Source organism: Shewanella sp. 553, assembly GCF_059338375.1.
In genome coordinates this window covers 677,303-690,215 of the sequence record NZ_CM181701.1, presented here as the reverse complement: position 1 = coordinate 690,215, position 12,913 = coordinate 677,303, and the positions used below count along the sequence as shown (strand labels likewise).

The window sequence follows — 12,913 nt, the reverse complement described above, 5'->3', positions numbered from 1 at the left end:
TATTGAGCGCTATACCGTTAAACCTGGGCTGAGTGTCGCAGGTAAGCTCACCACATCGGCTTCTACCGAGGCAACAGGATAGGCACAGTAATCGGCCGCATAAAATGCGCTGGCTCTGTGGTTGCCCGATGCGCCGACACCACCAAATGGCGCCGCGCCCGACGCCCCTGTGATCTGTTTATTCCAATTAACGATGCCAGCGCGAATACGCGCTAAGAAATACTCATAATCGTCACGGCTGTCGGCAAGTAGCCCAGCAGACAAACCATAACGGGTAGCATTCGCTAACGTAATCGCTTGCTCAAAATCGCTATAACGCACCACTTGCAGTAGCGGGCCGAAATATTCTTCATCTGGTAATTCAATCACCTGAGTAACATCAATAAGCCCAGGAGAAACCAGCCCGGTACCTTCCTCTAGATGAGTTAACTCCACCAGCGCGGTAGCACCTAAGTTAAGTAGATTACGCTGCGCCGCCACCATGCCTTTGGCGGCAGTCTCTGAGATCATTGAGCCCATAAAGGGTTGAGGCTGAGCATTCCATGCACCGACCTTGATCTGTTTGACCGCTTGCACGAGTTGATTGAGTAACTCATCACCGGCATCGCCTTGCTCTATGTAGAGTCGACGAGCACAGGTACAACGCTGCCCAGAAGAGATGTAAGCCGACTGGATAATATCGTGCACCGCGGCCTTAGTGTCTTTGACATCTTTGATGATAAGTGGATTATTGCCGCCCATCTCTAATGCCAAAATCTTACCCGGATGCCCTGCATATTGCTGATGCAAAAGATGACCTGTGCGCGAACTACCAGTAAAGAATAAGCCATCAATTTGCGGATGTGATGCCAAGGCTTTACCTGTGTCGACCTCGCCTTGCACTAGGTTAATCACTCCGGCTGGTAAACCCGCTTGTTGCCACAGTTTGAGCATCAGCTCAGCGGTTTTAGGCGTTAACTCCGACGGCTTAAATACCACAGTATTACCCGCCAATAGTGCAGGCACTATATGCCCATTAGGCAGGTGTCCAGGGAAATTATAGGGGCCAAACACCGCCACTACCCCATGGGGCTTGTGACGCAATACAGCGCGTCCAGCTGGAGTTTCATTCTCGCTGCTGCCCGTGCGTTTATGGTAAGCGGCAACGGATAAGCCGATTTTGCCTATCATGGCCCCCGCTTCGGTAGCGGTTTCCCACTGAGGTTTACCGGTTTCTTGGGCAATGGTTTCGGCGATGTCATCTTTGTGCGCCTCAAGTTCGGCGCGGTAAGCTTCAATAATCGCCAAACGTGCATCAAAGCCAAGCATAAACCAGTCAAACTGTGCCGCGCGCGCCGCTGCAACGGCTTGATTAACCTGCTCTGCTGTCGCCGTTTTGCTGCGCCAGATAATGTCATTATTTGCTGGGTTAGTTGAGGTCACATCGTGACCAAGACCGGCAACCCACTGGCCGTTAATAAATTGAGTCATTGGTTATTCCTACATTGCTAAGACACGGATGGGATCGCCTGTGGCAACCATTAATGCGGCCGCGAGCTCAGGAGAGAGAATCACTTCATCGGTCTCATCGCTGACAACCAGCTTGGCTGATGTGGCGCGATAATCGGCTAACAAAGTATTTGAGAGGATAAAACTACTGTCAGAGGCCGGCATATCTCCGACCTTGACCGTCAATAAACGGCTTTCTCTGACCGAACGAATATCATTAATATTGCATTCGACCGTGGGGCCGCCATCAAAAATATCCACATACCCGCGGCAACGAAAGCCTTCAGCTTGCAGCAGATTTAGCGCCGGACGCGTATTAGTATGCACTTCGCCAATCACCTTTTGCGCGGCTTCTGGCAACATACACACATACACAGTGTTTTTAGGCATCATCTCTGCCATAAAGGCTTTTTGCCCTAGGCCTGACAGATAATCGGCCTGCACAAAGTCGATACCTAAAAAGTGTTGCTGCAACCAAGTGTAAAAAGGGGAATTCCCCTCGGCGTCACTCTCGCCACGCATCTCGGCGATGACAGTCTCACCAAAGCGCTCGCTATGTTGGGCTAAAAATAGAAAACGGCTGCGTGACAACATGCGGCCATTATTATTTTTACGGTATTTGTCGCCTAAAAACAGAGTACAAAGCTCGGCTGAGCCTGTGTAATCGTGGCATAAGGTTAAGGTCTCAACCTCATTGCGCACGTCAATTTGCTCCGAGTGGTACACTTCGGTGCCTAAACGATAATGATAAAACGCATCGACCATGCCTACAGCGGCTTCTAAACCGCAGGTACCCACCACCTCTTGGGTGTCGGTGTCTTCGAGCACCATCAGATAACCTTCATCAAATGGCTTGTCGATAGTTTTGACAAATGAGGCTTCTGAGCGGGCAATCTTATTGCGCAGCAGCTCCTCATTGACGGGTAAAGACGTAAATCCATGGCCTGATTCTTCTGCTATGTGGTACAGCGCAGCAAAATCGCTCGAGCGGATGGGGCGGATAATTAACATCTTTGAGCCTCCTCACTTATCAAGGCGCTCAAGTACAGGCAGCACGGCACGTATGCGCCGCAAATGCACTTGAGAGCCAAGAAATTATGCTAACAAAAAAGCGCGATAATGGAGCCTCCGCGCTTTTTCGCCTCTTAGTCTGCAGCCACTTGAGCTACCGCGCGCTCGAAACGCACCAGACCTTCGGCAATATCTGCCTCAGGGATCACAAGAGAAGGAGTAAAGCGGATCACATTGGCACCGGCAATCAGGCTCATCAGCCCTTGCGAGATACCCGCAACTAAGAAGTCTTTAGCACGACCTTGATACTGCTCATTCAATACCGCGCCCATCAACAAGCCTTTACCACGAATCTCAGCGAAGACTTGATACTTGTCATTGATCTTGTTTAGGCCATCACGCAGCAACTGCTCGCGGCGTTTAACCCCATCAAGCACTTCAGGTGTATTGACCACATCCAACACCGCATTACCTATGGCACACGCCAATGGATTACCACCGTAAGTTGAGCCATGTGTGCCGATTTTAAGGTGCTCGGCAATCTCAGTGGTCGTCAGCATTGCCGCAATCGGAAAGCCGCCACCCAAGGCTTTGGCCGTGGTGAGGATATCTGGCACCACGTCGGTCAACATGTAAGCATACAGCGCACCTAAGCGCCCTACACCGGTTTGCACTTCATCGAAAATAACTAAGGCGTTATGCTTATCGGCTAATGCACGTACCGCAGCCAAAAACTCAGGTGAGGCGTCGATAATCCCGCCTTCACCTTGCAAAGGCTCAAGCATAATCGCACAGGTTTTATCTGATACTTCCGCTTCAAGCGCGGCAATATCATTAAACGGTAAATGCGTCACGCCCTGAGGTTTAGGACCAAATCCATCAGAATATGCCGCTTGGCCGCCAACCGTCACAGTAAAGAAAGTTCGGCCATGGAAGGCTTTATCGAACGCAATAATTTGCTCTTTACCAGCGCCAAATTTATCTAGCGCATAACGGCGAGCCAATTTAAGCGCCGCTTCGTTTGCTTCGGCGCCAGAGTTAGCAAAATAGACTTTTTCAGCAAAAGTGGCATCGACCAATTTAGTCGCCAACGCCAAGGCAGGTTCGTTAGTCATCACATTCGAAAGATGCCAAAGCTTTTCGCCTTGCTCTTTTAACGCCGCAACCAATGCTGGATGACAGTGACCTAAGCAATTTACCGCGATGCCACCGGCAAAGTCGATAAACTCATTGCCATCCTGATCCCATACTCTGCTTCCCTCACCACGCACTGGGATCACGGCAGAAGGTGCATAATTAGGCACCATAACTTCATCAAACTGGGCTCGGGTTAGCTTGTTGTTAACGCTCATTCCTCTATCCTTTCTTTGTTGTCGATGGCTTTAAAAACCATTCGTACCCGCCTTTAGTCGTGACAATGACCTGCAACGACGACGGTTATTGAGTTATCTTAGATGACATTAATAACGAAAATGTGAACAAAATACTAGTTTCCAACACTATACACCTTGAACAGGTGCACGATTAATGCATAAAGATTTGGCTTTATGACTTATACAAGCGTTTAAAGGCGGGGTTTACAGCATATTTAGTCACAAAAAAACTTAGTTGACTGCAAAACCATTAACAATGCAGTAATAATGAATATATACACATTTATTAACGATGGCGTAACGAGGAAATTGATTACATCTGCATTCATTTACAACCACCAAGACTATCGACGACAGCCTTGGCTGATCAAAGAGGGTTGAGTGAGCTTATAAGAGATCTAACTTACGGTAATTTTGCCCCTTGAGCCTGAGCAGTTCTTGCTCTGATAATTCATAATAATCAAACATTAAGCACTTTTCTTTTGGGGTGATTAAGCGCATCTCTTCTAACATCATCACCTTAGCAAAGCAGCTCGCGCGCGCGACTAAGGCGGCATAGGTCGATAACTCGCTGTAAGCTAAATGGGTATCGAGTTCAATTTGTACCTGAGTCAAGGGGCTCGCGGTAAAATCAAGCAAGCTCGGTAGTTGCCAGTTAAGTTTATGGGCGTGCTGCAATGCCTGCTGATAAATGTTATTGGCTGGAAATTCAGTTGCTAATACAGCATCATACAGCTCTTTATCTCGACTAGCACTGGCCTCTCTGAGCCAATTACCCCAGACAGTTTCAAACACTTTTGCACCATTTTTAAGCACCACTGAAGTGCCTAACTGGTATAACAAGCTGCAACTATAAGCAAAGGCCACGTCTTGCTCATTAAGCTTAGCCAAAGCTTTAGCCGCGATGCCGGTGAGCATCGAATAGCGCCATAATTTACGCGTGGTCCACAGCAAGTTGGCATTGGCGGCGGGCAGCCAATTTCGTAGACAAAAATAGGGGATCACTTGGCGCAGATTTTCAATACCAATAAAATTAAGCACTAATTTCAAGTCGGTCACTTTCACATCGGAGCGCTGCTGCCTTTTTTGCCTAAAAGAAGGACTGTTAACGATATTGCTTAGGTCACGGCACAGCCAAGGCAGATCGTTCATGATCAGCCTTAAACGATTGATATCCAGATTTTGTTGATGTAGCACCTCCAGCATCAACATCTGACTCTCATTGAGCCCCGATTGTGGCAGCAATTGCTCGGGTGAGGCTAATTGGTTATCTAAAGTGGAATTAACCGTGCTAATGAGCTGTGCCGATACAGTCTCAAACACTTGTCTGGCTTGAATTTGCTTAGATAAACGCTCAAATATCGCATCACGTTCGATAGCCAGCTTATTGGCATCGCCCTCGAGCTCACGATCGAGTTCATCAAACATCGATGTTGTCGCTGTTTGTTTTCCCACAATCAGTTGCTTTAACAGCCGATGTTCAATATCGACAATGATGCCCGGACGCACACCACCTGAAACAGATTTTCCCACCTAAACCCCTTTATGACAGGCCAAGATTAACGCTTAATTGCGCTATATTACACTAAATCCCCAGCCAGACAGCTTGCTGTAACACCATAAAACAGACATTTTCGTGACTAAGAACCTGAATGGGAATGGCAAAACAGTATCCCCTTAAGCTAACTTATTTATTTTGCGATATAAAAAAGGCTTCCGATAGGAAGCCTTGTGTTATTACTTTATTTAAGCTCTTGTTCGAACAGCTTAAAGATTCGACGATATTCATCCAGCCAACTCGATGGTTGACGAAAACCGTGAGGCTCAACCGGATAAATAGCCGTTTCAAACATCGGCTTTTCCAATTCAATGAGACGTTGTACTAAACGCACACTATCTTGGAAGAAGACGTTATCATCGAGTACACCGCTCATGATCAATAATGGCTTGTTAAGCCCTTGGGCGTGCTCAATGGGTGAGCTGCGCTCATAGGCGATAGCATCCACCTCAGGGGTATTTAGAATGTTAGAGGTATAAGGCGCATTGTAATGCGCCCAGTCACTCACAGGGCGCAGAGCTGCACCGGCCTGAAATAGCTCAGGCTCAGTAAATAACGCCATAAAGGTAAGGAAACCACCATAAGATCCCCCATAGGTGCCAACGCGCTCAGCGTCAACATTGACGTTACTCGCCATCCAGCTAACGCCATCTTTTAAATCTTCAACCTCCGGGTGCCCCATATTTCGATAAACCGCGGTGCGCCAATCGCGACCATAACCTTTGGACCCACGATAATCCATGTCCATCACAACATAACCATTTTGAGTCAGTAAGTTATGAAACATAAACTCTCGAAAATAACCCGAGAAGCCATAATGGGCATTTTGCAGATAACCTGCGCCATGATTGAAGATCACCGCCGGATACTTATCCGCCTTGGTGTTATCAAATCCTTGAGGTAAATACACTCGCGCATAAACATCATCGGCGCCATGGGTTGACGGCACAGCAACGACTTCGGGCGCTTGCCACGGGTATTGCTTAAACGCATCACTGGTATAATGGGTTAGCTGAGTTAGCTCACCATCAATGGCCTGCACAAATAGCTCTGCAGGCTGGGTACGACGAGATGCATTAAGCAGCAACTTAGTTCCGTCTGGGCTAAGTTGGTAATCGAGTTGACCATCCCACTGGGTTAACTGCTGATCTTTACCCGAGGCTATCTCAACCCGATAAACATTATCGATCCCTGGGTGCTGTTTATTGGCTTTGTAATAGATAAACTCCGCTTTAGGGCCAAGGGTAATATCGCTAACAACATATTTCCCCTGAGTCAGTGGCGTAGCTTCCTCACCTTTGGTCTTAATATAAAGATGAGAATAACCAGTCTCTTCTGACAGATAATAAAGGCTATCGCTATTGGGCAACCAGCCAAACTGATTAAAGTTGTAGTTTACCCAAGCATCATCGTGCAATCTGTGCTGGGTAACTAAACGCCCTTGGTTGATATCGAGTGTGGCAAGCCAGCGATCTTTATTATCAATCGCTTCCAGCATTACTGCGACCTTATCCTGCGTAGCTTGCCATTGAATGGCGCTTTGAGACCAACCCCAATCTTGCATTAATTGCACCTTACGCGGGGAGGTTTGGCTCTGGTAACGCTCGCCCTTAGCTTGCGCATTTTCAGCTTTAACCTTGGCTAAGACATCGTCATCAAAACCAGTTAATCCCTCGATAGTGATCTCTTTTTTATCTCGGGTTTGCAGATCTAATAACACTAAACGCTCGCCTGGATGCTTGTCTTCTGCAACCCGTGCTCGCGCAGGAACAGCATCAACATAGCCATCCTTACCTAGGTAATTAGGCATGATGTCATGCTCGGCACGCCAGCTATAATCCTTGTCACGCAGCGACAATAAAACATAGCGTCCCGTTGGCGACAGGCTTAACTGGGTCACTACCTCTTTATCACCTAAATACCAGGTTTTGGCCGATAAGGTTGGATCGCTCTTGGCCAGCTGAGTTTGATAGGTTTGCTTTGCGATAGCATTTTCTTGCTGCAAGGCCACATACTCAATCAATCTGTGTTGTTGCTTGGCAATGTAGCTTGATGGCTCCTCTACCCCTTTGGGCTCTATAGCCATCTTGATATTAGCCATCTGCTCCAGCAAACCAGAGTCTTGATGGATCTTAAAGATATCATCGCCTTGCCAATAAGCGATATCGCCACTGTTTAGGAACCGCACCCCATCGATAGCGATATTTTGACGCGTCAACTGAGTCACTTGGCCTGACAACAGGTTTTTAACAAACAAATTGCCTTGGTAAAGGTAGGCTTTACGTGTTTTAGCGTTGTCCAAAACCCCGTGTTGCTGTGACGCGGCATGTAATTGTTCTAATGCTAACTCATTAGCACTGGGCTCAGTTAGACGCTGCTGATAATAGGTCTTAATCGGTGCGCCATGGGCCTGTCTGGCAAAATAAATCGATTGACTGTCATCACTCCAATATTCGCCCTTGGCAAAAATCCCCATCCAATCAGGATTGGCCATTATTTGCTTGAGTGTGAGGGGGTGGCCAATACTTGGCGGTGCAGCCAAGTTGACTGGCGCAGAGGTTGTCGTCTCTGCTGAATTTTCTTGCAATGAGGTAGCACAGCCACCCAACATGGCGAGCGTTAATAGGCTGAGGCTAAAACCACGAAAAGCACCCATCATCATCCTTCCTTCTTATTATTTTGCATAAACAGCTGTCGCTGCATGGCAGTTATTTTGCTGCCTTTTATATCACAAAATGGACTAAAAACGCGGAAGGACAAGTAAAAATGTTGTAACAGTTTGAAAAAAGAAAATGCAGGTAAGCTGTAAAATATGCACCTATACCTAAGTTAAGCCGCCATATCGATAAAGCGCTTTAGTAACTCCAACCCTTGCTCTGTCAAAATCGACTCTGGATGAAACTGAACGCCATAGATAGGTAGAGAGCAATGGCTCATCGCCATGATCTCGCGTCCGTGAAGCGGATCGTCAAACCAAGCATCGAGTACAAAATCTTTCGGTACACTGTCGACTAACAGTGAGTGATACCGAGTCACAGTTAACGGTTGATTTAGCCCTGCAAACAACCTTTTATCACTATGGGTAATACGACTGGTTTTGCCGTGCATCACGCGTTTGGCGCGCACCACACTCGCCCCAAACACCTGAGCAATGGCTTGGTGACCTAAGCAGACACCCAATATCGGCAATTTACCAGCAAAATGGCTAATAGCAGCCAATGAAATCCCCGCCTCATTAGGTGAGCAAGGCCCCGGCGAGATAACCAGTAAGCGAGGCGATAACTGTTCAATTTGTGCTAGGGTGATCTCATCATTGCGTTTAACTATGATTTCCTGCCCGAGCTGCTGAAAATACTGCACTAAGTTATACGTAAATGAATCGTAATTGTCGATCATTAAGAGCATATACTGCTACTAGCCTAAGGTCGTGAGGTTGTTCTTGTGGCGCAGATGCTAACACAGAGAAGTTAACTATTCATCCACTAGCAAACCCCATGAGCTCAATGCCCAACTCGACAAAGAGTAGGCAATAAAAAACCAGCCATTTGGCTGGTTTTTTGTAATATGCAGTTAAACGTATTGCTACTTAACGACCGTTAGATGACCACGGCGCTTAGGCTTAGCTTCATCACCCTCAGGTGTTGAAGACGTCGCTGGCGCAGGTTTCTGCTCGACTACCGATAGAGGCCTGTCTCTTCTGGCTCAAGTTCAATCTGATAGGCTTCTTCTTGGTCGAATACCGTCCCCGCACCATTCTCTCGTGCATAAATAGCCACGATGGATGCCATAGGTAAAACAACTTGCTGAGGCACACCACCAAAACGAGCGCTAAATTCGATAGCATCGTGACCGATCTGTAAATTACCCACCGCACTGGCGGTAATATTCAGCACAATCTGTCCATCTTTAACATATTGCTGAGGCACTTGAGTGCCTGGAACATAAGCATCAACCACTACATGTGGCGTTAGCTCATTGTCCATCAACCAATCATAATATGCTTGCAGCAAGTACGGACGATTAGGTGTCATCGGTTTCATTTTTAGATACCCATGCGCATTTCGCGCTCAGACTCTGTTAATGATGCTTTGAATGACTCACGATCGAATAGACGCGTCATATAGGCTTTAACTTCTTTGGCTGTGCGGCTATCTAACTCGATACCCAGTACAGGCAGGCGCCATAATAGCGGACCTAAATAACAATCAGCCAGACCAAACTCTTCCGCCATAAAATAAGGCATTTCATTAAAGATTGGCGAAATTGAGGTTAAGCTCTCTTGCAACTGTTTACGCGCCTCGTCGGCACGATCCCCCTTACGAATACGATCTACTAAGGTGTACCAATCGTTTTCTATACGGTGCATCATCAAACGAGTCTGACCACGAGATACAGGATAAACAGGCATTAGTGGCGGATGAGGAAAACGCTCGTCCAAATATTCCATAATAATACGCGAGTTATAAAGTACTAGCTCACGATCAACTAATGTCGGAACTGTATTGTATGGATTTAGCTCAATAAGATCTTCAGGCATCTCATTAGGGTCAACCTGTAGAACATCAACGGTAACGCCCTTTTCCGCCAATACGATACGTACTTGGTGGCTATAGAGATCGTCAGCGCCTGAAAACAGGGTCATGATTGAGCGTTTATTGGCAGCAACAGCCATTGATACCCTCCAAAATTAAGTCGAAAGCTAAAAAAGCAAAAACAAACGAGGGGCAAAGCCCCCCGTTTGGAATATGCGGATAATACATTCTAACCTTTATTAGGGGTTAGTGTACATCTTTCCAGTATTCTTTCTTTAACAGATAAGCCACGATAAAGAAAATGAACAGGAAGCCCATCACCCACCAACCTAAGCTTTCACGCTCAAGTTTGACCGGATCGCCTGAATAAACAAGGAATCCCGTGATGTCACGCACTACTTGGTCGTACTCTTCTGCAGTAAGCTTACCGCCAGTTGTCACAAAGCTACCATCTTCTTGCTTAACCGATAGGCCTTGCAGTTCTTGCATCACATGAGGCATGGCCACTGATGGGAAGACGGTATTGTTCACGCCAAATGGGCGACTCTCATCATGATAGAAGCTCTTAAGGTAAGTGTAGATCCAATCTTCACCACGCACGCGAGCTACCAGAGTCAAATCAGGCGGCGCTGCACCAAACCATTTTGCCGCGTCAACTTCAGGAATCGAGTTTTCCATCAAATCGCCAACTTTAGCTCCTTCAACGACCATATACTTATTACGCATATCGTCTAATGAGATATCTAAATCTTCGGCAACACGGTTATAACGCTGATACTGAGTGCTATGACAACCAGCACAATAGTGCTGAAATTTATCTAAACCACGTTGCAGTGACTCAGTATCCTTTAGGTCGATGTTGGCACTTTCTAAATGTACATTTGAACCACCTGCAGCGAAGGCAAGTGATGGCACCAATGTAATTAATGCAATCAATAATTTTTTCATTAGTGAGTCAACCTCTCTGGTACAGGCTTGGTCTTCTCATTCTTGCTGTAAATCCAAAGCGCTAAGAAGAAACCGAAGTAAGTCAGAGTAAAGATACGAGCCGCAATGGTTAGCGCTGGCGTGGCTGGAACCGCACCCAAGTATCCTAAGACAACAAACGATACAGCGAACTGACCAATGTTAAGCTTGTGGATCATGCTACGGTAGCGCACCGACTTAACTTTACAACGATCTAGCCAAGGTAAAACAAACAACACAGCAATCGCTAAGCCCATACCCACAACCCCTAACAGCTTGTCAGGAATCGCACGCAAAATCGCGTAGAAAGGCGTGAAGTACCAAACTGGCGCAATATGCTCAGGTGTCTTCATCGGGTTAGCTGCTTCGAAGTTTGGCTTCTCTAGGAAGTATCCACCGCCTTCAGGCATAAAGAACAATACATAACAGAAGACAATTAGGAAGCCTGCGACGCCCATAATATCTTTTACTGTGTAGTAAGGGTGGAATGGAATGCCATCTTTTGGCCAACCATTTTCATCTTTATTCTTCTTAATTTCGATACCGTCAGGGTTGTTTGAACCCACTTCGTGTAGCGCAATTAAGTGCAAGAATACCAATACGACTAGCACCAATGGGAGTGCAATCACATGCAGTGCGAAGAAACGGTTTAGTGTTGCACCTGAAACAACAAAGTCACCACGGATCCAAAGCGTTAGGTCATCACCAATCACAGGGATCGCGCCAAATAGCGAGATAATTACCTGAGCTCCCCAGTAAGACATCTGTCCCCAAGGTAGTAGGTAACCCATAAAGGCTTCGGCCATCAACACAAGGAAAATTAGCATACCAAACAACCAGAGAAGCTCTCTAGGCTTTTGATATGAGCCGTAGATAAGACCACGGAACATGTGCAGATAGATAACGACAAAGAATGCAGAGGCACCAGTGGAGTGCATATAACGCAGTAACCAACCATATTCAACATCACGCATGATGTATTCAATAGAGGCGAACGCACCCTCAGCGGTAGGTACATAGTTCATGGTTAGCCAAATACCAGTCAGTAACTGGTTGACTAACACTAGCATGGCTAGCGAGCCAAAGAAGTACCAAAAGTTAAAGTTTGTTGGTGTTGCATATTGTCCAACATGACGGTTATAGGTGGCCGTCATGGGGATTCTTGCATCAATCCAATCAATAATATTCTTTACCATTACGCAGCTCCCTGATCGACACCGATAATTACGTTGCCGTCATCAATGTATTGATGAGGTGGAACAACAAGGTTTAAGGGTGCTGGAACGCCTTGGAATACACGGCCTGCCATATCAAACTTTGAACCATGACATGGACAGAAGAAACCAGAGGCCACACCTTCGACTTGCTCACCAAAAGTATCCGGTAGATACGTAGGCGAACAACCTAAGTGAGTACAAAGACCTACAGCGATAAAGTACTCAGGCTTAATTGAACGAACCGCATTTTGCGCATAGGCAGGTTGCTGTTCTTCACTCGAACCAGGATCACGTAATTTCTCATCGTGAGTAGCAAGACCTTGTAAGATCTCTTCGGTGCGACGGACAACCCATACAGGTTTTCCACGCCATTCAACACGGATCAACTGACCCGGCTCTAACTTACTAATGTTTACTTCAACCGGTGCACCTGCAGCTTTCGCTTTGGCACTCGGATTCCATGACTTTATAAAAGGAACCGCTACAGCGACGGCACCAGCACCACCTACTACGGCGGTTGCTGCGGTCAGGAATCTGCGACGTCCGGTATCGACTGGCGCATTGCTCATCCACTTATCTCCAGAGAGTGTTGGAATTTTTGTTTTAAAAAATTTGATATTGGGGTTTTACCCCAAAGCACAAAAATCAAATTTGAGGCGGGGCTCATTATAGCCAAAAATTAGAAGCAGATCATAGTAAAACAGCGAACAAAGTTAACTCTGTTTGCAAAACAATCAATCTATAGGGGCAATAGCAAGGGAAATAGCA

At 46.6% G+C, this 12,913-nt stretch carries 10 protein-coding genes and 1 pseudogene; all 11 read right to left on the bottom strand.

The genetic code is table 11. The annotated features are described in order from the left end of the window. Nucleotides 1-9: 9 nt before the first annotated feature. The gene (gene astD / locus AC5YBZ_RS03145; RefSeq protein WP_494524345.1) at nt 10-1,470 is read right to left on the bottom strand and encodes a succinylglutamate-semialdehyde dehydrogenase; all 1,461 of its coding nucleotides are present in this window, start codon (nt 1,468-1,470) and stop codon (nt 10-12) included. Nucleotides 1,471-1,479: 9 nt separating this feature from the next. Beyond that, nucleotides 1,480-2,499 (bottom strand): arginine N-succinyltransferase, encoded by a 1,020-nt coding sequence (astA, locus tag AC5YBZ_RS03140; RefSeq protein ID WP_494524344.1) that lies wholly within the window; start codon nt 2,497-2,499, stop codon nt 1,480-1,482. Between the two features lie 134 nt (nt 2,500-2,633). Further along, nucleotides 2,634-3,851: an aspartate aminotransferase family protein gene (locus tag AC5YBZ_RS03135; RefSeq protein ID WP_494524343.1), complete on the bottom strand. Its 1,218-nt coding sequence runs from the start codon at nt 3,849-3,851 to the stop codon at nt 2,634-2,636. A gap of 408 nt (nt 3,852-4,259) precedes the next feature. After that, a complete protein-coding gene (locus AC5YBZ_RS03130) occupies nt 4,260-5,405 on the bottom strand; it encodes an HDOD domain-containing protein (RefSeq protein ID WP_494520043.1) in 1,146 nt (381 codons plus the stop codon). Between the two features lie 209 nt (nt 5,406-5,614). Beyond that, nucleotides 5,615-8,089, bottom strand: a complete 2,475-nt coding sequence (locus tag AC5YBZ_RS03125; RefSeq protein WP_494543698.1) for a S9 family peptidase — start codon at nt 8,087-8,089, stop codon at nt 5,615-5,617. 170 nt (nt 8,090-8,259) lie between these two features. Continuing rightward, on the bottom strand, nt 8,260-8,835 hold the full coding sequence (locus AC5YBZ_RS03120; protein WP_475515864.1) for an anthranilate synthase component II: 576 nt from the start codon (nt 8,833-8,835) through the stop codon (nt 8,260-8,262). A 177-nt stretch (nt 8,836-9,012) separates the two neighbouring features. Further along, a pseudogene (locus tag AC5YBZ_RS03115) lies at nt 9,013-9,470 on the bottom strand (ClpXP protease specificity-enhancing factor). Between the two features lie 2 nt (nt 9,471-9,472). After that, a complete protein-coding gene (sspA, locus tag AC5YBZ_RS03110; protein WP_475515862.1) occupies nt 9,473-10,102 on the bottom strand; it encodes a stringent starvation protein SspA in 630 nt (209 codons plus the stop codon). A 106-nt stretch (nt 10,103-10,208) separates the two neighbouring features. Then, complete coding sequence (locus AC5YBZ_RS03105; RefSeq protein WP_475515861.1) at nt 10,209-10,910, bottom strand: cytochrome c1; 702 nt, start codon at nt 10,908-10,910, stop codon at nt 10,209-10,211. Next, on the bottom strand, nt 10,910-12,124 hold the full coding sequence (locus AC5YBZ_RS03100) for a cytochrome b (protein WP_475515860.1): 1,215 nt from the start codon (nt 12,122-12,124) through the stop codon (nt 10,910-10,912). The genes AC5YBZ_RS03105 and AC5YBZ_RS03100 overlap by 1 nt, the downstream gene beginning before the upstream one ends. Further along, nucleotides 12,124-12,714, bottom strand: a complete 591-nt coding sequence (gene petA / locus AC5YBZ_RS03095) for a ubiquinol-cytochrome c reductase iron-sulfur subunit (RefSeq protein WP_475515859.1) — start codon at nt 12,712-12,714, stop codon at nt 12,124-12,126. Before petA ends, AC5YBZ_RS03100 begins: the two co-directional genes overlap by 1 nt. Nucleotides 12,715-12,913 lie beyond the last annotated feature (199 nt).

Bases quoted from the DNA above. Each gene is read 5' to 3' on its own strand.
- AC5YBZ_RS03120 (WP_475515864.1), bottom strand. From the start codon at position 8,835: ATGCTCTTAATGATCGACAATTACGATTCATTTACGTATAACTTAGTG.
- AC5YBZ_RS03135 (WP_494524343.1), bottom strand. From the start codon at position 3,851: ATGAGCGTTAACAACAAGCTAACCCGAGCCCAGTTTGATGAAGTTATG.
- AC5YBZ_RS03100 (WP_475515860.1), bottom strand. From the start codon at position 12,124: ATGGTAAAGAATATTATTGATTGGATTGATGCAAGAATCCCCATGACG.
- astA (WP_494524344.1), bottom strand. From the start codon at position 2,499: ATGTTAATTATCCGCCCCATCCGCTCGAGCGATTTTGCTGCGCTGTAC.
- sspA (WP_475515862.1), bottom strand. From the start codon at position 10,102: ATGGCTGTTGCTGCCAATAAACGCTCAATCATGACCCTGTTTTCAGGC.
- petA (WP_475515859.1), bottom strand. From the start codon at position 12,714: ATGAGCAATGCGCCAGTCGATACCGGACGTCGCAGATTCCTGACCGCA.
- AC5YBZ_RS03105 (WP_475515861.1), bottom strand. From the start codon at position 10,910: ATGAAAAAATTATTGATTGCATTAATTACATTGGTGCCATCACTTGCC.
- astD (WP_494524345.1), bottom strand. From the start codon at position 1,470: ATGACTCAATTTATTAACGGCCAGTGGGTTGCCGGTCTTGGTCACGAT.
- AC5YBZ_RS03125 (WP_494543698.1), bottom strand. From the start codon at position 8,089: ATGATGGGTGCTTTTCGTGGTTTTAGCCTCAGCCTATTAACGCTCGCC.